Annotated in this window: 19 protein-coding genes; 10 read left to right on the top strand and 9 right to left on the bottom strand. The window is 70.7% G+C overall.

The features are described 5' to 3' along the window. Positions 1 to 5: 5 nt before the first annotated feature. The 3 genes from ASG96_RS06790 to ASG96_RS06780 are packed head-to-tail and all read left to right on the top strand — an operon-like array spanning position 6 to position 2,934. The gene (locus ASG96_RS06790; protein ID WP_056752501.1) at positions 6 to 1,010 is read left to right on the top strand and encodes a Gfo/Idh/MocA family oxidoreductase; all 1,005 of its coding nucleotides are present in this window, start codon (positions 6 to 8) and stop codon (positions 1,008 to 1,010) included. Next, positions 1,007 to 2,056 carry a Gfo/Idh/MocA family protein gene (locus ASG96_RS06785; RefSeq protein ID WP_056752498.1) on the top strand — a complete coding sequence of 350 codons (1,050 nt, stop codon included), beginning with the start codon at positions 1,007 to 1,009 and terminating at the stop codon, positions 2,054 to 2,056. The genes ASG96_RS06790 and ASG96_RS06785 overlap by 4 nt, the downstream gene beginning before the upstream one ends. Next, positions 2,053 to 2,934 (top strand): sugar phosphate isomerase/epimerase, encoded by an 882-nt coding sequence (locus tag ASG96_RS06780; protein WP_056752496.1) that lies wholly within the window; start codon positions 2,053 to 2,055, stop codon positions 2,932 to 2,934. Before ASG96_RS06785 ends, ASG96_RS06780 begins: the two co-directional genes overlap by 4 nt. A gap of 7 nt (positions 2,935 to 2,941) precedes the next feature. On the opposite strand, the gene ASG96_RS06775 is transcribed toward ASG96_RS06780, so the two are convergent. From ASG96_RS06775 to ASG96_RS06765, 3 genes are read right to left on the bottom strand one after another with little or no spacing between them, the layout of a single operon-like run. After that, on the bottom strand, positions 2,942 to 3,343 hold the full coding sequence (locus ASG96_RS06775) for a hypothetical protein (RefSeq protein ID WP_056752493.1): 402 nt from the start codon (positions 3,341 to 3,343) through the stop codon (positions 2,942 to 2,944). Positions 3,344 to 3,397: 54 nt separating this feature from the next. Continuing rightward, a complete protein-coding gene (locus ASG96_RS06770; protein WP_200958573.1) occupies positions 3,398 to 4,033 on the bottom strand; it encodes a response regulator transcription factor in 636 nt (211 codons plus the stop codon). A 5-nt stretch (positions 4,034 to 4,038) separates the two neighbouring features. Continuing rightward, a complete protein-coding gene (locus ASG96_RS06765; RefSeq protein WP_082591674.1) occupies positions 4,039 to 5,304 on the bottom strand; it encodes a sensor histidine kinase in 1,266 nt (421 codons plus the stop codon). A 229-nt stretch (positions 5,305 to 5,533) separates the two neighbouring features. Here ASG96_RS06765 and ASG96_RS06760 point away from each other — a divergent pair, with 229 nt between their 5' ends. The 3 genes from ASG96_RS06760 to ASG96_RS06750 all read left to right on the top strand — a co-directional run bounded on the left by ASG96_RS06760 (position 5,534) and on the right by ASG96_RS06750 (position 7,732). After that, a complete protein-coding gene (locus ASG96_RS06760) occupies positions 5,534 to 6,619 on the top strand; it encodes an ABC transporter permease (protein WP_057587478.1) in 1,086 nt (361 codons plus the stop codon). Next, positions 6,616 to 7,338 (top strand): ABC transporter ATP-binding protein, encoded by a 723-nt coding sequence (locus tag ASG96_RS06755; protein WP_057587476.1) that lies wholly within the window; start codon positions 6,616 to 6,618, stop codon positions 7,336 to 7,338. The genes ASG96_RS06760 and ASG96_RS06755 overlap by 4 nt, the downstream gene beginning before the upstream one ends. A 109-nt stretch (positions 7,339 to 7,447) precedes the next feature. Beyond that, positions 7,448 to 7,732 carry a hypothetical protein gene (locus ASG96_RS06750; protein WP_056752476.1) on the top strand — a complete coding sequence of 95 codons (285 nt, stop codon included), beginning with the start codon at positions 7,448 to 7,450 and terminating at the stop codon, positions 7,730 to 7,732. 46 nt (positions 7,733 to 7,778) lie between these two features. On the opposite strand, the gene ASG96_RS24105 is transcribed toward ASG96_RS06750, so the two are convergent. The 3 genes from ASG96_RS24105 to ASG96_RS24455 form a co-directional block, all read right to left on the bottom strand. Then, positions 7,779 to 8,756, bottom strand: a complete 978-nt coding sequence (locus ASG96_RS24105; RefSeq protein WP_057587474.1) for a helix-turn-helix transcriptional regulator — start codon at positions 8,754 to 8,756, stop codon at positions 7,779 to 7,781. A 430-nt stretch (positions 8,757 to 9,186) separates the two neighbouring features. After that, on the bottom strand, positions 9,187 to 10,764 hold the full coding sequence (locus ASG96_RS06740) for a phosphatidylserine/phosphatidylglycerophosphate/cardiolipin synthase family protein (protein ID WP_057587472.1): 1,578 nt from the start codon (positions 10,762 to 10,764) through the stop codon (positions 9,187 to 9,189). A gap of 51 nt (positions 10,765 to 10,815) precedes the next feature. Next, positions 10,816 to 10,938 (bottom strand): hypothetical protein, encoded by a 123-nt coding sequence (locus ASG96_RS24455; RefSeq protein ID WP_255359548.1) that lies wholly within the window; start codon positions 10,936 to 10,938, stop codon positions 10,816 to 10,818. 416 nt (positions 10,939 to 11,354) lie between these two features. On the opposite strand from ASG96_RS24455, the gene ASG96_RS23175 reads away from it, so the two are divergent. Continuing rightward, positions 11,355 to 11,510: a hypothetical protein gene (locus ASG96_RS23175; protein ID WP_157610714.1), complete on the top strand. Its 156-nt coding sequence runs from the start codon at positions 11,355 to 11,357 to the stop codon at positions 11,508 to 11,510. A gap of 122 nt (positions 11,511 to 11,632) precedes the next feature. Here the strand turns inward: ASG96_RS23175 and ASG96_RS06730 are convergent, their stop codons facing one another. Continuing rightward, on the bottom strand, positions 11,633 to 12,187 hold the full coding sequence (locus ASG96_RS06730; protein ID WP_057587470.1) for a nucleotidyltransferase family protein: 555 nt from the start codon (positions 12,185 to 12,187) through the stop codon (positions 11,633 to 11,635). 81 nt (positions 12,188 to 12,268) lie between these two features. On the opposite strand from ASG96_RS06730, the gene ASG96_RS06725 reads away from it, so the two are divergent. The 3 genes from ASG96_RS06725 (at position 12,269) to ASG96_RS23170 (ending at position 14,961) form a co-directional block, all read left to right on the top strand. Then, positions 12,269 to 13,045 carry an endonuclease/exonuclease/phosphatase family protein gene (locus ASG96_RS06725; RefSeq protein WP_057587468.1) on the top strand — a complete coding sequence of 259 codons (777 nt, stop codon included), beginning with the start codon at positions 12,269 to 12,271 and terminating at the stop codon, positions 13,043 to 13,045. Continuing rightward, on the top strand, positions 12,933 to 14,642 hold the full coding sequence (locus ASG96_RS06720) for a CYTH and CHAD domain-containing protein (protein WP_082591673.1): 1,710 nt from the start codon (positions 12,933 to 12,935) through the stop codon (positions 14,640 to 14,642). The genes ASG96_RS06725 and ASG96_RS06720 overlap by 113 nt, the downstream gene beginning before the upstream one ends. A gap of 148 nt (positions 14,643 to 14,790) precedes the next feature. After that, entirely contained in the window at positions 14,791 to 14,961 is a 171-nt protein-coding gene (locus ASG96_RS23170) for a hypothetical protein (RefSeq protein ID WP_157610712.1), read from the top strand. A gap of 32 nt (positions 14,962 to 14,993) precedes the next feature. On the opposite strand, the gene ASG96_RS06715 is transcribed toward ASG96_RS23170, so the two are convergent. After that, positions 14,994 to 15,992, bottom strand: a complete 999-nt coding sequence (locus tag ASG96_RS06715; RefSeq protein ID WP_056752455.1) for a glutathione synthase — start codon at positions 15,990 to 15,992, stop codon at positions 14,994 to 14,996. Beyond that, positions 15,989 to 17,173, bottom strand: a complete 1,185-nt coding sequence (locus tag ASG96_RS06710; RefSeq protein WP_235509089.1) for a flavohemoglobin expression-modulating QEGLA motif protein — start codon at positions 17,171 to 17,173, stop codon at positions 15,989 to 15,991. The genes ASG96_RS06715 and ASG96_RS06710 overlap by 4 nt, the downstream gene beginning before the upstream one ends. Between the last annotated feature and the right edge of the window lie 185 nt (positions 17,174 to 17,358).

The following is a 17,358-nucleotide window of genomic DNA, read 5'->3' as shown; positions in this document are numbered from 1 at the left end:
AACCCATGCGCCTTGGCCTGATCGGTCTCGGTCGAATCGGCTCGTTCCACGCCGACACCCTGTCCCGGCTGCCCGCCGTCGACTCCCTCGTCGTGACGGACGTCGTCCCGGCCGCGACGAGAGCCGTCGCGGAGCGGGTCGGCGCCGACGTGGCCGACTCGCCCGCGAGCCTCTTGGCCGGCGGTGTCGACGCCATCGTCATCGCCGCGGCCACCGACGCGCACACCGAGCTGATCCGGGCCGGCGTCGAGGCAGGGGTGCCGGTCTTCTGCGAGAAGCCGTTGTCGGGCGACCTCGCCGAGGCCGTGGCGATCGCCCGCCACGTGACCGAACGCGGGACACCGGTGCAGGTCGGCTACCCGCGCCGCTTCGACCCCGCCTTCAGCGCCGCCCGGTCCGCTGTCGAGTCCGGCGAGCTCGGCTGGGTCCACACGGTGCGGTCGACCACGCTGGACCCGTCGCCCGCACCGCGCGCGTACATCGAGACCTCCGGCGGGATCTTCCGCGACTGCAGCGTGCACGACTTCGACACCGTCCGCTGGGTGACCGGCCGGGAGGTCGTCGAGGTGTACGCCACCGGGAGCGCACGGGGCGCGGACTTCTTCGCCGAGCTCGGCGACGTCGCCACGGCGGCCACCCTGCTGACCTTCGACGACGGCGCCACCGCGGTCGTGTCGAACACCCGCTACAACCCGCGCGGCTACGACGTGCGCCTCGAGCTGCACGGGACCGAGGACAGCGTCGCAGCCGGGTGGAGCGACACGACTCCCCTGCGCAACCTCGAGCCGGGAGCGACCTGGCCCGCCGGACCGCCGGCCACCTTCTTCATGGACCGGCTCACGGCTGCCTTCCGCGCCGAGCTGCAGGCGTTCACGGATGTCGTTGCGGGAGAGCGGAGCTCGCCGTGCACGGTCGATGACGCCCTCGCCGTGGCCTACATCGCCGAAGCCGCCGCCCTGTCCCTGCGCGAGCACCGCCCCGTGCGGATCGACGAGGTCCGGCTCCCATGACGGGCTCGACCGGCGAGATGCCGGCCACGGAGCCGCTGCGCCTCGGCATCCTCGGGGCCGCACGCATCACCGAGCTCGCCCTCGTGAAACCCGCGAGGATCACCGGTGCCCGACTCGTCGCCGTCGCCGCTCGCGACCGCTCCAGGGCCAGCGCGTTCGCGCAGGCCCATGGCGTCGAACGGGTCCACGACTCCTACCTCGACGTCATCGAGGACCCCGAGGTGGAGGTGGTCTACAACCCGCTGGCCAACAGCCTCCACGGGCCGTGGAACCTCTCCACGCTGGGCGCCGGCAAGCACGTCTTCACCGAGAAGCCGTCCGCGAGCAACGCGGCCGAGGCCGAGACCGTCGCTGCGGCCGCGCGCCGGAGCGACCGACAGTTCTTCGAGGGCTTCCACTACCTCTGGCACCCACTCGTCGCGCGACTCCACGCCATCCTCGCGAGCGGCGAGATCGGCGAGCTGCGACACGTCGAGACCGTCATGGACATGCCGGCTCCCGCTCCGTCAGACCCTCGATGGTCCTTCGAGCTCGGCGGCGGGGCCCTCATGGACCTCGGCTGCTACAGCCTGCACACCCTGCGCCTGCTCGCCCCGTTCGCCGGCGGCGAGCCTGCTCTGGTCAGCGCGACCGGCGGTGAGCGGAGCGGTCACCCGGGGGTCGACGAGTGGCTCACCGCGGAGCTGGAGTTCCCCGACGGCGTCACCGGGACCGCCGGCTGCAGCATGGCGAGCGACCACCACGAGATGAGCCATCGCCTCGTCGGCACCGCCGGCGAGGCGGTCATCACCGACTTCGTCAACCCCCACCACGACGACCGGCTCGTCGTCACCACCGCAGCCGGCACCCGCACCGAGCACCTCGGTCGACGCTCCTCGTACACCTACCAGCTCGAGGCCCTCACGACGGCGATCCGCACCGGCACCCCGGCCCGTCCCGACGCCGACGACGCCGTGCTGACGATGCGCCTCATCGACCAGTGCTACGAGGCGGTGGGCCTGGGCCCCCGACCCACGCACGTCGACCCCGAGAGGGCCGTCCGATGACGTCCCGATCCGCACCCGACGACCTCCTCGCCACGTGCTGGACGAGTGCCGGGGACGCCGCCTCCGACCGCGCCGACCTGCGCAGCCCGCTCACCCTGCGCGAGCGCGTCGAGGCCGCGTCGGCCGCCGGGTACCCAGGCTTCGGCCTCCTCTCCGACGACCTCCCTGCGGCCGTGACGGCATACGGCCTCAAGGGGATTCGCGCCCTGCTCACCGACAGCGGGATCACCCACCTCGAGCTGGAGGGCATCCCGTACTGGTGGGACGATGGAGCCCACCGACACGAGTCCGACCGCGTGCGCCGGGCACTCCTCGAGGCCGCGGAGACCTTGGGTGCCCGCCACCTCAAGGTCACCCCCGACGGCGACAACGCGCCGTGGGACCGCAGCCTCTGGGCTGCACGGTTCGCCGAGCTCGCCGCCCAGGCGCAGGACGTGGGCGCCCGCCTCGGGATCGAGTTCTTCCCGTGGTCCAACGTCGCATCGCTCGAGGAGGGGCTGCGACTGGTCACCGAGGCCGGGCACCCGGCGGGCGGCGTCATCATCGACACCTGGCACATCGCCCGCGCCGGGACGCCACCGTCGGACCTGGCGACGGTGCCGCTCGAACGCATCATCGGGGTCGAGCTGAACGACGCGGACCCACAGGTGGTCGGCTCCCTCTTCGAGGACACCGTCCACCGCCGCCGGTACTGCGGCGAGGGCAGCTTCGACCTCGCGGGCATGATCGCGGCCCTGAGGTCCGCCGGCTGGGCCGGGCCGTGGGGTGTCGAGATCCTCTCCGACGAGCACCGGTCGCTGCCGGTCGGTGCGGCGCTTCTGCGCGCCGCCACCAGCGCCCGCCGCGCGCTCGAGACGGCGCGTGCGCCGACCTCGTGACGCGGACTCAGCCGCCGACTGCCCCGTTGGAGCCGGTCTGGACGCAGCGGAAGGGCTTTTGCCCGTCTGCTCCGTGGTAGACGTACTCCTCGGCCCCGGCACGCAACACGATGCGATAGCCGTCGACCAGCGCCTGCGTGTACGAGTAGCCCGGCTTGGGACAGCCGAGCGAGCCGTCGGGCCACGTGACCCGCTCGTGGGTGACCACGTCGATGTCGGCAGGGTCGACGCCTGTCAGGGCAGCGAGATCAGCGATCGCGAGAGCCTCGGGGTCGACACCGCTCGTGGGTTCGGCGGCCCGGGGGGTGCTCGTGGCATCCGCCGCGCCGCCGGATCCGTCGCTGACGGCGCAGCCGGAAGTCGCGACGACGACAAGGAGAGCCAGGGCAGTCAATCCGAAGCGGGACACGTCTCCTCCTCTGCGGCCGTCGGTGTCAGTGTCCGGGTGGTGCCGATGATCTGTCTACCGTGGGCGATCGCTCCGGCGAATCAGTCCTCGCTGGACGGCCACGGCCACCGCGGCGGTTCGTGAGTCCACGTCGAGCTTGGCGAAGATGTGCACGAGGTGTGACTTGACGGTGGCCTGGGACACGAAGAGCTCGGACGCGATCTGTTGGTTCGACCTGCCCGCCGCCACGAGGACCAACACATCGGTCTCCCGGGTGCTCAATGCCTGTGACGGGATGCGGATCCGCTCGATGAGGCGGCCGGCGATGGCGGGCGCGAGGGCCGACTGCCCCGCTGCGGCCGTACGCACGGCCGCACTGAGCTCATCCGGTGGAGCGTCCTTGAGCAGGTAGCCGCAGGCGCCTGCCTCGACGGCAGCGATGATGTCGGCGTCGGTGTCGTAGGTGGTCAGGATGATGACGCGTGGAGCGGCCGGCGCCATGGTGATCTGCCGGGTCGCGGCGCTGCCACTCAGGCCGGTGCCGAACTGGAGGTCCATCAGGACGACGTCGATGTCACCGCGGCCGGCACGCTCGACCGCAGCCTCTGCGGTGTCGACGTCGTCGACGACCGCGATGTCCGGCTCGGACTCCAGGACGGCGCGCAGTCCCGCGCGCACCACCGGATGGTCGTCGGCAAGAAGGAGACGGATCGCAGTCACTGGCGCTCACCGGTGGCTGGGGTCGCGCTGACCCGGTCGAGATGAACCGATACCGCTGTGCCGCGGCCGGGTTGGGACTCGACCGTCAGCGTGCCGCCGAGCTCGGCAGTCCGAGAGCGCATGGACCCGAGGCCATAGCCCCCACTGCCGGGCTTGTCGGCGGCGGGCGCGTCGGTGGCGAAGCCGATCCCGTTGTCGACGATGTCGAGGGTCACCTCGCTGTCCATGATGGTCAGGGTGACATCGGCGCGGGTGGCTCGCGAGTGCTGCGCGGCGTTACCGAGCGCGCCCTGGGCGATCCGGAGCAGGGCGACCTCCACGGGCTTGGCCACGGCGGTCGCCGGACCCTCGTCGTGGAAGACGACGTCGATGCCGGTCCGGGAGGCGGTCGTGTCGCACAGTCGCTGCAGAGCCGCCGGCAGGGTTGAGCTTTCGAGGTCGCCCGGGGTCAGGGCGCGGACGACGCGGCGGGCCTCTGCCAGGTTGTCCTTCGCGGCGACGCGGGCCTGCTCGACGAGGACCGCCGCCCGGGCCGGGTCGACCTCGCGGTCGGGGTCCAGGGAGCGGGAGGCCGCTTGCAGGAGCAGCTGGATGCTGGACAGGCCTTGGGCGAGGGTGTCGTGGATCTCCCGAGCCAGGCGTTCTCGCTCGTCGAGAACGCCCGCACGGTGTTGGGCGGCGGCCAGCTCGGTGCGGGTGCGGTCGAGCTCGACGATCAGCTGCCGTCGCTGCTCCGACTCGGCCTGCAACGCCTGGTAGCCGAAGACGGTGGCGATCGCGACAACGGCTCCCAGCACGGGTCCGATCGCCATTGCAGCCGTGAACGTCTCCTGGTGCCAGCCGAACCCGGCGACCGACACCAGGGTCACGACGGCGACTGCTGCGAGCCCTTGCCGCGGCGGCAGGAGGTGCAGCAGCAGCAAGAACCAGGGGAACGCCAGGTAGACGGCCTCCGGGGTCAGGATCAGCAGGGCGACCCAGGCCGAGAGCAACAGCGCGAGCCAGGCGCCGGCCGCGAGCTGGGACCCGGCGACGACCGCCGACCTGGCTCCGACCGCATAGACGACTCCCACGAGAGCAGCGAATGCCACGACCCACGGCCAGCCGGGAGCCTGGTCGGAGGCGCTGCGCCCGGCCACGAGGACGAGCAGTGCGCCGACCAGCAGGTGCAACCCCGCTCGCAGCAGGGCCGGCACCGGGGTCGGTTCCCACCGGCGGGTGGCCGCATCGTGATGGGGCTGGCTCCGGGCACCGTGGATCATGTCGCTGGAGAGCCTATGGCGCCGACGCGAGGTGGCGCATCCATCAAAGGGTTGAACGGCCACTGCATCTCTTGATCGCGCGGATCCGTACTCACGCCCGATGCCGCGAGCGTGCGGATCGAGGAACGTTGCCTGTGGCGCCGCAACCGCGGCGCGCCGGTCATCCGAGCGCTGGAGCCCACGGGCGGGCGTGCACGAGCCGGGACACCGTGGAAAGGAAGCCACCGGCGTGTTCGTCGCCATCCGAGATCTCCGCCATGCCAAGGGGCGGTTCGCGCTGATGGGGGCCGTCGTCACCCTCATCACCATGCTCGTCGTCCTGCTGTCCGGCCTGACCGCCGGACTCGCGCGGGGCAACACCTCCGCCATCACCGACCTGCCCGCCGACCACCTCGTGTTCTCAGCCCCGGCCGAGGGACAGAAGCTGGCCTTCACCGAGTCCTCGATCACCCCCTCCGTCCAGCAGGAGTGGGCCTCCGTGGACGGCGTGGTCAGCGCCGATCCGGTCCGCATCGCGATGACCCGTGCCAGCGGGAGCGGGAGCGGGCGCGGGCGCAGCGCCGCTGTCGCGGTGTTCGCCGTCCCGGCCGGTTCCGCGCTGGCACCGCGAGTCGGCACCGACCGGGTCGTCCTGTCCTCGAAGGCCGCCGCCTCGCTCGAGGTCGCCGCGGGTGACCAGATCGAGCTGACGGGTCAGCTCGTCACCGTGGAGGCCGTCTCCGGCGATGACGAGTTCTCGCACGCCCCGGTGATCTGGGCGGCCACCGAGAACGCGCCATCCTCCGGGCTGACGCCGGGCAACGCCACCGTCATCGCCCTCACCACCACCGGCGGAGCCGATCTCGCCGCCGCCGACCAAGCCCTCGGTACCCGCACCCTCACGGTGGCCGAGTCGCTCTCCGGGATCGGCTCCTACACCTCCGAGAACGGGTCCCTGCAGCTCATGCGCGTCCTGCTGTTCGCGATCTCCGCCCTGGTCATCGGCGCCTTCTTCACGGTCTGGACCGTCCAGCGCAGCGGCGAGATCGCCATCCTCAAGGCCGTCGGTGCCTCCACGGGCTACCTGCTCAAGGACGCACTCGGTCAGGCGCTGGCGCTGCTCGCCATCGGCACGGCCCTCGGCACCGCAGCCGCGTCCGCGATCGGGGCAGCCATCAGAGCCTTCGCCGGCACCGCCGTCCCGTTCGTCCTGGCCCTGCCCACCCTGCTGTTCCCCAGCGCGGTGATGATCCTGCTCGGCCTCGTCGGTGCGGCGGTCTCGCTGCGCACCGTCACCTCCGTCGACCCCCTCACTGCCCTGGGAAGTGCACGATGACCCTCCACATCGACGACGTCACCCTCACCTACCCGGACGGCGAGCAGCGCCTCACCGCCCTCGACCACGTCAGTCTCACCGCCGAACCCGGCACCCTCACCGCGATCGTCGGGCCTTCCGGCTCAGGCAAGTCCAGCCTGCTCGCTGTGGCGGCCACACTGATCACCCCCGACTCCGGGCGCGTCCTGCTCAACGGGCGCGACCTCGCCCAGCTCAGTCGCACCGAGACCGCGAAGGCGCGACGGGAGGGGATCGGCATCGTGTTCCAGACCTCCAACCTGCTTGCCTCACTCACGGCCCTGGACCAGCTGCTCGTGATCGCCCACATCGCCGGGAGGGACATGGATGCCGCCCGGATCCAGGCCATGGACCTGCTTGGCGCGGTGGGACTCGTCCCCCAGGCAGACAAGCGCCCCAGCCAGCTCTCCGGCGGACAACGTCAACGTGTCACGATCGCTCGAGGCCTGATGAACCAGCCGTCCCTGCTGCTGGTCGATGAACCCACGAGCGCCCTGGACCGCCACCGCGGAGAGGCCGTGCTCGACCTGCTGCGTGAGCTGACCACCGACCGCAACCTCACGACGGTGATGGTCACCCACGACCACGAGCACCTCGCCACCGCCGACGCGGTCATCGAGCTCACCGACGGCAGGATCGCGACTCTCGCGGACGGTGATGCGGTTGAACCGGGCGTCGTTGCCATCGCGTCCACACGATGATCCGATCACGGGGGCGCCGGCACCTCATGACGGGCTGGGTCACGTGGCACACCATCCGTTCGCTGAACGGCCACTGGTGCCCGGCCGTGAAGCAGGCGACGATGACGCCATGGCGAAGTCTGGGGGTGGCCCGCGGTTCTTCAGGCGTCGCGGTGACGAGCTGACCGTGAAGGACGGCGAGGGCAACAAGCACCACGCAACCCTCGAGCGCGTCGACGCGGACACGACCCAGGAGGACGGCTCGTTCGTGCTCGGCTACTGCAAGAGCTGCGACTGGACGGGCCCCGCGCGACGAGCCCGCGACAAGGCCCGCAAGGACGCGCTCGCGCACGCCGACGACTGCCCCAGCAAGGGCAAGGTGCGTCTCGGCGTCAGCGAGGAGGACCTCCGCTAGGTCGACGACCACGAGGACGACCGCGCGCGGACGACCGCGCGGTCCCTCAGCCGGGCCCGTGGCGCACCAGCCAGCGCAGCTCGCTGCGGTGCTGGAGCCCGAGCTTCGCGAGCACCGAGGCGACGTGCGTCTTCACGGTCGCGGTGCCGATGTCGAGGGCGGCCGCGATCCCTGCGTTGCCCGGGTCGCCGTCCGGGCCGATGACGAGGGCGACGACCTCCCGCTCCCGCGCGGACAGCCCCTCGAGCGGGTCGGTCACCGGACTCCTCCCGCGGGCCGTCTCGGCGCGGCCGCCGAGACGGGTCATGAGGGCAGCCTGCACCTCGAAGCAGCGTCGGCTGAGCAGGGCGAGCCGGTCGCGAGCGCCGTCGTCTGCGTCCGGCGGCAGCTCCTCGGCCGTCTCCTCGATGTCGAGCGCCAGGCGGGTCAGCGCCGAGGACGCCTGGTTGACCGCCATCAGGGTGCCGGCACGCCCGTCGTCCGAGAGCTCCGGGTAGACCGCCCCGAGGTTGAGACGCCGACCCGGGCTGGCCGCATGGATCCGGTCGAGCACCAGCGCCGCGAGCCAGGTCAGCGCCGTCACGACCTCGTCGGTCATGACGTCCGGGGTGTCCGACAACGCACCCAACAGGCCCACCACCCCGTCGACGCCGAGCATCGGCACGACGACGGCGTCGGCGGAGAGCTGCCCGTCGCCGAACCGCACTCCCCGGTTGAGCAGGGCACCACCGTCGTCCCGGTAGCGATAGGCCCGGTGCGAGGCGAGCACCCAGGCCACGACCCCGCTCGGGCCGTAGGCAAGCGTTCCGGTCTCGAGGTAGCGCCCGTTGCTGAAGACGTACGGGTAGGACAGCTCGCGGTCCTGCTCGTGCACGAGGGCGACGTAGAAGTCGTCGAGTCTGGTGATGGCCCCGACGGCCGCCCGGCAGGCGTCGTAGACGGTGAAGACGTCGCTGCGGTCCGCCTCGTGCATGACCTGGTCGGCATGGCGCAGGGCCCGGATCGTCAGGTCGCTGAGCGTCATCGTGCACCCCCTCCTGCAACTCGCTCGTCCCACCTCGGGCGAGGTGGCCACCGTAGAACGCCCTCGACCCGCGTGCGGCCGCTTTCACGCAGGTCGGCTCCGCCGGCGAACGACCCGCCCACTCCCCCTCCGGCGGATACCCCGCGGCCACGCCAGGGCTGATAGTGGGCATGGCCGGTCGATGGCTCGCAGGTCACCGACGGCCCGGATCAGGGGTTCCATCCGGTTGCGCGACGGCACGGGTCGGTCAGGGGGTATGCCGCAGCGCACCGGCTCGTCCGGCCGTCGAGTGCCGCGATCGCCCCGGTCCCCGGCCTCGTGGAGGGGCGCCGGGGACCGGGGCACCGCTGGCTTCGGAGACACCCGGCCTCCGGTCGGCCCGACCGGACAGCCGTCGCGGCCACGACGGCCGGGGTCGCGAGGCGAGGTCTCAGTAGCGCTCGTCCTTGCGCAACGCCGGCGGTCGCCCGTCGGGATCCTGGATCACGTCGAGCGGGAGCGTGGCCCAACGCCGCTGCCGGGCCGTGAGCTGCGGCAGAGGCAGCCGGCGCAGCCGCCCCGGCGGTCGCGACCCGTGGCTCCCGGCGGCGAGCCACGCGTCGAGCCGTGCGGCATGGTCGGCATAGACCTCGACCATGTCAGCAGGATCCAGGCAGTCGCCCATCGTCGCCTCGAGGCCGCGGTCGCGCACGTCGTCGAGCCGGTCGAGGTGCTCGGCGGCAAGGGTGAGACGCAGGTCGCGGGCGTAGGACTCGTCGAGCACGACGGCCGTGAGCTCCGAGTCGTGCGTCCAGGAGCGACGGCTGAAGTTGTCGGAGCCGGTGCTCGCCCACGTGTCGTCGACGATGCAGACCTTCGCGTGGACGTAGACGGGGACGTCGGCGTGGTTCACCAGACCGTAGGCCGTCACGCGGCCGGGAGCGACCTCCGTCAGCCGCCCGATCGCGCGGTGACGGCCGAGCAGCTGCGGCACGCGATTGACACCCGTCAGGTCGGGGACCAACGGGATGACGACGACCACGTGGAGGTCCGGCTGCCTCCGGAGCTGCTCCTCGAAGACCCGCGCGACGTCATGGCCCCAGAAGTACTGGTCCTCGACGTAGACGAGGCGCTCGGCCCGCCGGACTGCCTTGGCGTAGCCGCGGGCGACGCTGCGTTCACCACCCCTGGCGAAGGGATAGTCCCGGCCCCGGCCCAGGTCGGGGTAGGTCCGCAGGAGCTGCACGACGTGGTCACCTGCGGGCGGCGGAGGAGGCCACTGCTCGGGAAGGCGGGCGGGCGTGGCGTCCAGGCCGCGAGCCCTGTCGGCCAGCCGACGCCACGGAGCGCGCGACAGCGGCGCCGGGTCGCCCCAGCGCTCCCTGAACACCGTCTCCACGTCGTGGACGGCCGGCCCCTGGATCGCCACCTGGACGTCGTGCCACGGCGGGTGTGGGCCGTACTCCTCGGTGAGGGGCTGGGGCTGCGGATCACCCTGGTGCGTGGCGTCATCGCGCCGGTTGTGGGCCACGTCGATACCGCCGACGAAGGCCACGTCGCGGCCTGGGTCCTGGTGGTGGCGGATCACGACGAACTTCTGGTGGTGGGACCCGCCGGCGCGCACCCGCATGTCGAGCAGCACCTCGGCGCCCCGGCGCTGCAGCTGCTCACCGAGGTGGCGGTTCTCGGTCGCGAAGAATCCGGTCTGGTCGACGTGCGACCGCCACACCAGCCCGTGGACGACGACCCCGCGCCGGTCCGCGCGTGCGAGCACCTCGACCACCTCGCTGCCGGGCTCCCCGGTGAGCCGTTCGTCGGCATCGCCCTGCCAGTCGGTGAAGAGGACCAGGTCACCCGGCCCCGTCGCCTCCACCGCGTCGTACAGCTCTCGGAAGTACGTCGCGCCGTGGATGAGCGGACGGACGTGGTTGCCCTCGGACCAGGCCAAAGGGCCGTGCAGGTCGTCCACCCGGGTGGAGGGGTTGCCCCGCTCGGCCCGGGTCAGCAACCAGTCAGCAGGGTCGGTCATGCTCCGAGCATGCCGCACTCACGACACCGGAGGGCCGGCGTCGCGGCTGGGTCAGCCCTCGCCTCCCTCGTCCGCGTCGTCATCCTCGTCGTGCCGTTCGTCTTCGAAGTCCTGCACGAGTTCCTGCGCCCGTTCGTCGCGGCCGGCGGTGTCGTCGTCGTCCAGGTCGTTCATCGCTTGCCCCAGAGCCCAGTCCGGTAGGGACCGGCCCGAGTCGGGGCTTGAGCTCGTGGACATGTCCTTCACCCTCCGCCGCGCACCTGGCAGTCGTGCACAGGTCCATTGTGAGGCCCGTGGTGGCGACCCGCTCCTCCTCCAGCCCCTCGGGTTCCCCGTCCTGATGCTCGCGAGCCGTGGATCGGTCGCCCCTTCCTCGAGGGCCAGCACGGGCCCGGCGATGTTCAGCGGGCGTAGGGTTCGGGAATGAGGTCGGCGCACCGTGCGGCGACAGACCGGAGTCAGCGATGCGGACCGATCCGCCGGTCGTGCCACCAGCCGCACCGCAGCTGTCGGAACTGATGTCGCTCGTCCACGCAGCTCAGGCAGACGTGCGAGTCCTGCGGTCCGGGCGGGTCGATGCGGCTCTTCTGATGGCCGCTCGGGGCGCGCTGCTCGACGCCACGGAGAGATATGCCGCCGAGCTGGTTCGACGCGGGCTGCCGATGCCGCCCGGTCTTCGTGACGACCTGCGCCTGCAGCGGAGGATTCGCGGCCCGCACCGGTCGGGGTCGCTGCGCAACCGTTGAGGAGACAGACTGAGCTCCCCGCGCGGCAGCCTTCGGATCCCACGCCGCGGCCTACCCCCATCTCGTACACGAGGAGGGGCACCGGGAGGGACGGACGTTGGAGTAGCCCTCGCCTGACACGGTCAGCCGGAGATGATGTCCAGCCGTCGAAGCAGGAAGAGCACGGTGACGGCGAAGTCGTTGCCCGCGGTCTCACGCCCGACGCGGTCCCAGTCGACCTGTTCTCGCAGGGCCCGCGTGACCGGAAGGACCTTGGCGAGATCGCAGTAGTGTTCGTCGAGCGCGTTCAGCTTGTGCACGAGCAGCTCTGTGGCCTCGAGCACTGGCATCTCGACCGACAGGACATCCATCGGCGTCGCGCGCCGGACCTCCGCACGGTGCACGGCCCCGCCGACCGGTCCGTGGATGATGTCGACCATGGCCCCGTCGGCGTAGACCTTGAACAGCCAGTCCTCCGGCGGCTGCACGACATCGAGCCCTTCGTCAGCCAGGTGCTGGGCCACAAGGTCCGCGTCCTCGTCCGCGACGAGGAAGTCCACGTCGTGGTCGGGTTCCGGCCCTCCACGGGCCCATGCCGCATAGCCACCCATCAGCGCGAACGGTACGCCCGCCCGCTTCAGTGCCACGGCCACGGTCTTGAGCGCCTCCCGAAGGTCCGGCGCGTCGTCCACTCCCATGGTGTTGGTTTACCCACACGAGCACGTGCGCCGACAGCCCGCATTCGCGTGCGCCGACGGGCCGGCGGGTAGGAGCCTGTCATGAGAGTCGCGACGTTCAACATCCTCAACGGACGCGTGCCGACCGACCAGCACGTCAATCTCGTCGGATTCCGCGAGGCGATCCGCCGCCTCGACGTCGATGTCCTGGCGATGCAGGAGGTGGACCACAACCAGCACCGCTCGGACCACGCCGACCTCACGACCATCGCCGCCGAGGCGATGGAGGCACCGGAGCACAGGTTCGTGGCGGCTCTGTCCGGCAGCCCCGGTGCGACCTGGATCGCGTCAACCGGCGAGGAGCAGCCCGACGCTGCCGCGTACGGCATCGCCCTCCTGTCGCGCTTCCCCGTGCGAGGGTGGCGGGTCGTGCGGCTCGCACCGGTGCCGGTGCGGGTCCCGATGCGCTTCTCCGGTCGCCGCCTCCCTGAGCTGGTGCGCGACGAGCCTCGGGTCGCCGTCGTCGCAGATGTCGAGTCCCCCGGCGGCCAAGTCACGGTGGTGAACACGCACCTGTCGTTCATCGACTGGTGGAACGGCCGTCAGCTGCGCCGCCTCGTTGCCGACATCGCCGACGACACCGGACCGGTGTTGCTCATGGGTGACCTCAACATGGGACCCGAGCGCGCGACGCACCTCACGGGGATGACATCGGGCGTGCAGCTGCTGACCTACCCCGCGGCCGGACCGACCCAGCAGATCGACCATGTGCTCGTGCGTGGAAACGTACGGACCCACCGAGGCGAGGCCGTGGCGCTCGCCGTCTCTGACCACCGGGCACTGGCTGTGGACGTCGAACTGCTCCACGACCCTGCGTGAGCGGACGACACCAGCGGGGCCGGGGCAAGCCACCCATGGCAACCGAGGATGCGTCAAGATCAGGAGCATGGCCGCTTCGCAGCATGACGAGACAGAGCGAAAGTTCGACGTCGAGACACGAACCGTCTTGCCGAACCTCACCTCCGCTGAGGGCGTGTCCTCGGTCGACCAACCCAGCGAGTTCCAGCTCGAAGCTGTCTACTTCGACACCCCGGACTACGACCTCGCCCGCGCGCGAATCACGTTGCGGCGCCGCACGGGCGGCACGGACGCGGGGTGGCACCTCAAGCTGCCTGCCGGACCAGACACCAGGACCGAGATACGCGAGCCACTCGGGCCTGTAGGCGGTGACGTGCCTGACCAGCTACGGACGCGAGTGGGCGCCATCGCACGGGCCCGCCCCCTCGCACCGATCGCCATCGTGAACACGACTCGGCGTGAGTACGCCCTGCGTGATGCCGAGGGCGCAGTGGTCGCGCGGGTCTGCGACGACGCGGTGCTGGGTCAGCTGCTCGGCGACGACGAACCCGACCAGACCTGGAGGGAATGGGAGGTCGAGCTCGACGCAGGCCCTGCCTCAGTGCTTGACGCCGTCACCGCGGTCCTGCTCGCTGCCGGCGCGGTCCCGGCGAGCGCCGGGTCGAAGCTGGGTCGCGTCGTGGGCGAGATCCCAGGCGTCGAGCAGGTGCGGCCATCGAAGAAGCAGCTCGCCAGGGGCACCGCCGGCCAGCTGCTGTCCGCGCACCTGACCGAACAGACCGCTCGTCTGCACGAGCACGACGCCGGGGTGCGGGCCGGCCATCCCGAGTCGGTCCACCGGCTTCGGATCGCCGCCCGGCGGCTGCGGTCCGCGCTCAGCACCTTCCGACCGATCCTCGACCGAACCCGCACCGATCCCGTGCAGGAGGAGCTGCGCTGGCTCGGCCGGTCGCTCGCGCCAGCGCGCGACGCGCACGTGCTACGTGAGCACCTGCTCGCCCTGGTCTCGTCGGAGCCGGATGAGCTGGTCATCGGCTCTGCCGTGACGCGCATCGAAGACCAGCTGCGCGCTGATCACCAGACCGGGCTCGTGGGGGCCCGCGAAGCACTCGACAGTGACCGCTACTGGCACCTGCTCGACACCCTCGACACTCTCGTCGCCAGCCCGCCGCTGCGACCGCACGCGGACACGTCGGCTCGCACGATGATGCCGCGTCTGCTGGCCCGTGACCTGAAGCGGCTTCGTCGCGCGGTGCGAGCGATCGAGGCCGCCCCGGACGCCGCCCACCGCGACATGGCGTTCCACGAGGCCCGGAAGAAGGCCAAGCGCCTGCGCTACGCCGCCGAGGTCGCAGTACCCCCGTTGGGCAAGCGGGCTCGTTCACTCGCGAAGTCCGCCAAGCAGGCGCAGAAGGTGCTCGGCGCGCACCAGGACTCGGTCAACGCGCGCGGCCGTCTGCGCGAGCTGGGAGTGCAGGCGCATCTGGCCGGGGACAACAGCTTCTCCTTTGGTCGGCTCCACGCTCTGGAGCAGGTTCGGGCCGAACGTGCCGAGGCCGAGTTCGAGACGGTCTGGACCAGGTTCAGCCGCAAGCAGATCCCGCGCTGGACCGGCTAGCACGAACTGCAGCCACACCTCTCGGGGTTGCAACGCTCTCAGTGCGTGACAGCCCCACTCAGCGACTGCCACGTGCAGCGACGACGCTCGTTGGTTCGAGGCCCGGCGCTCTGGGTATCGGATGCCTGTGCGAGCAGAAGTCGTCGTCGTGGGCGAGATCGAGCACGACGACCTCTGGCCGTATGCCGTCGGCTCCCAGCGCACCGGCGACCTGTCCGTCTTCGCGCTGGAAGTGCATGACAGTCAAGAGTTCCTCGGAGTCCTTGAGATGCTCACGGCTCGCGGTGCTGAGGTCACCCACGCCCAACTGCTCGCTTGAGAGCGCGGCACATTCGCGTTCGACAGGGTTTGTCACCTGTTCGACCGGGTGCGGCGCTCCAAGGCCTCGATGACGGTGGGGCAGACGTCCACGTCGTAGAGCCGTTCGACGCTCTGCATCCCTCCGGGGCTCTCGGCGTTGATCTCGACCACCTTGTCGCCGATCACGTCGATGCCCACGAGGAACATCCCGTCTGCCACGAGCTTCTCGCTCATCACGTCCACGACGGCGAGCTCGACGTCGCTGACCTCGAGAGGAACGGAGCGCCCGCCCGTGCTGATGTTGGCTCGAGGGTCGTTGCCGGTGGGCACCCGTCGGAACGCCGCGAGCTTTCCACCGCGCTCGAGGATGCGTCCTTCGAGGACGAAGATGCGTGCATCTCCCCGCTCTCCCCCGTCGATGAACTCCTGGACGATCGCGTAGCCGTCCTGCAGCACCGCTTCGGTCATCTGGGCGAGGTTGGTCTCGTCGGCGTCCTTGATCATGAAGACGTTTCGGCCCTTGGCTCCGTAGAGCGGCTTGACGACGGAGTGACCCACCATGCGGACGAACCGCTCGATCGACTCGGGGTCGCGCGTCACCAGTGACCGGGGTCGGATCTTCTCGGGGAACTCCTCCAGGTACAGCTTGCTGGTGGCGCGGATCAGGGACATGGGGTCGTTGACCACCACAACGCCGCGGGCCTTGAGCATCTGGCCGAAGACGGCGCCGAGTGGGCTCGCCCAGGGGCGCTCCTGCAGGTCGTCGATCGACTCGTTGCGCAGGACCACGGCGTCGAGGTCGTCCAACACGATTCGTTCGGCGTCGCCCTCCTGGACGCGGCCCATGAACGTTCGAAGCGTGTCTCCGCCCTCGAGCGTCGCGATCCGAGCCCGGCCGAGCAGCTGCCCGTTTCGCTCTCCGAGCTCGAGGTCGCCGACGCCGAGGTACCAGACCTCGTGGCCGCCCTGGGCGGCGGCTCTCGCCAGCCTGGTGGTCGTGTACTCGTCGATCTCCGTGGCGACGTCGTTGACGAGGAAGGCAAGTCTCATGTGGGCACGGCTCCTTCGTAGAGGTCGGTGACGGACATGCCCGCGCGTATGCCGTCCAGCCGTTCCTGCGCGCCGGGAACGTCGAGCCAGCGCGGACGGACCCATGGCGCTTCAAGCACCTTGCGGTCGAGCAGATCCTGGATCAGCGGAATGTGGTCGACCGCGAGCTTGCCGACGAACAGGACGTCGAGGTTGACGCCCTCTGCGAGCAGGTCGAGGAGGCGGCTGATCCCGCGGAGGTAGATCGCGTCCTTGACGGACCCGCCCGCGACGACGACGCGAATGGCGATGGCCCACGCGGTCCGCGCCGGGATCCCATGGTCCGCCCTCAGCGACTCGAAGATCTCCAAGAAGTCGGCTCCGTGCAGCATCTGGTCGATGGCGATGACGCGCGCCGCGAGCACCCGCAGCCGCCGGGGGTCCAGCCCGCCGACCAGGTACTCCGCCAGCACGGCGAGTCCCTCCTGGGTCTCGTCATAACCCGGCAGGCCGATCGTCAGGAGCTTCAGCGCTTGCCTGGCACCGTTCTGGTACGTGACGACGTGAGTGCCGACCTCATGGTGCAGCAACGCCTCGACGCGGTCAGCCCTGATCGCTGCGGCCTCGGGGATGAGCAGCTGGCCGAACGACACCATCAGCTCCGAGATGTCCTCGCGCACCTGGACGTTCACGGGGAAGCCCGGATACTGGGCGCCGTATCGATGGAACTCGGCACGCGCGGCCTCCGCAAAAGCCCCGGCGGTGACGCTGCGCCCGCTGGGGACCTGGGCGGGGATGAGCCGCAGCAGCTCTTCCGCATCCGCTGCCAAGACCCGGGTGATCCCCCCGTAGAGCTGCAGTGACCCGTACACGAAGCGCGACGTGTCGCGATCCTCCAGAGCCGTGACCTGTCTGGCTATCTCGTCCCGCTTGGATCGCAGAAGTGCGTGGAGTGCGGGATCCGTGACGTTCTCGATCTCGAGCCCGTAGAGATCACGCCGCACCAGGTCCGGGTCGAAGTCCAGGGGCCGCAGCCGCAGCGTCGGCGCGCTGCCATAGTCACTGCGTTCGAAGTCGACCCACGCCTCGGCCGCGTTGACCGGCGTCAGGTTCAGCAGCAGATCCACGGTGCGCTCGAGGCCGGTGAGGCGAGCATCGATGTCAAGAGCCGGCCCCAGCCGCTGCCCCGTCAGAGTTGACACGCCATGTACATACCCAAGGCCCGGCCATACCACCTGCGGCACGCAGCGGTCTCGCTCTGGCTCAACGCCGGCGCCCGTCACCCAGGTCGCCGATCGGGCGGCGCACAGCGTGAACGTACTCCTCCGCGTCTACGCGTCCTGCAGCCATCTCTGCGTCGAGCCCCGGCAGATTTCCCCACAGACAC

Source organism: Terrabacter sp. Soil810, assembly GCF_001429645.1.
Lineage (GTDB): Bacteria > Actinomycetota > Actinomycetes > Actinomycetales > Dermatophilaceae > Terrabacter.
This window is presented reverse-complemented; position numbering and strand designations above follow the sequence as displayed.

What these genes read in the sequence shown, in the direction of transcription:
- ASG96_RS06790 (WP_056752501.1), top strand. Translation starts at nt 6, where the DNA reads ATGCGCCTTGGCCTGATCGGTCTCGGTCGAATCGGCTCGTTCCACGCC.
- ASG96_RS06785 (WP_056752498.1), top strand. Translation starts at nt 1,007, where the DNA reads ATGACGGGCTCGACCGGCGAGATGCCGGCCACGGAGCCGCTGCGCCTC.
- ASG96_RS06780 (WP_056752496.1), top strand. Translation starts at nt 2,053, where the DNA reads ATGACGTCCCGATCCGCACCCGACGACCTCCTCGCCACGTGCTGGACG.
- ASG96_RS06765 (WP_082591674.1), bottom strand. Translation starts at nt 5,304, where the DNA reads ATGATCCACGGTGCCCGGAGCCAGCCCCATCACGATGCGGCCACCCGC.
- ASG96_RS06755 (WP_057587476.1), top strand. Translation starts at nt 6,616, where the DNA reads ATGACCCTCCACATCGACGACGTCACCCTCACCTACCCGGACGGCGAG.
- ASG96_RS06750 (WP_056752476.1), top strand. Translation starts at nt 7,448, where the DNA reads ATGGCGAAGTCTGGGGGTGGCCCGCGGTTCTTCAGGCGTCGCGGTGAC.
- ASG96_RS24105 (WP_057587474.1), bottom strand. Translation starts at nt 8,756, where the DNA reads ATGACGCTCAGCGACCTGACGATCCGGGCCCTGCGCCATGCCGACCAG.
- ASG96_RS06740 (WP_057587472.1), bottom strand. Translation starts at nt 10,764, where the DNA reads ATGACCGACCCTGCTGACTGGTTGCTGACCCGGGCCGAGCGGGGCAAC.
- ASG96_RS24455 (WP_255359548.1), bottom strand. Translation starts at nt 10,938, where the DNA reads ATGAACGACCTGGACGACGACGACACCGCCGGCCGCGACGAACGGGCG.
- ASG96_RS23175 (WP_157610714.1), top strand. Translation starts at nt 11,355, where the DNA reads ATGGCCGCTCGGGGCGCGCTGCTCGACGCCACGGAGAGATATGCCGCC.
- ASG96_RS06730 (WP_057587470.1), bottom strand. Translation starts at nt 12,187, where the DNA reads ATGGGAGTGGACGACGCGCCGGACCTTCGGGAGGCGCTCAAGACCGTG.
- ASG96_RS06725 (WP_057587468.1), top strand. Translation starts at nt 12,269, where the DNA reads ATGAGAGTCGCGACGTTCAACATCCTCAACGGACGCGTGCCGACCGAC.
- ASG96_RS06720 (WP_082591673.1), top strand. Translation starts at nt 12,933, where the DNA reads ATGTGCTCGTGCGTGGAAACGTACGGACCCACCGAGGCGAGGCCGTGG.
- ASG96_RS06715 (WP_056752455.1), bottom strand. Translation starts at nt 15,992, where the DNA reads ATGAGACTTGCCTTCCTCGTCAACGACGTCGCCACGGAGATCGACGAG.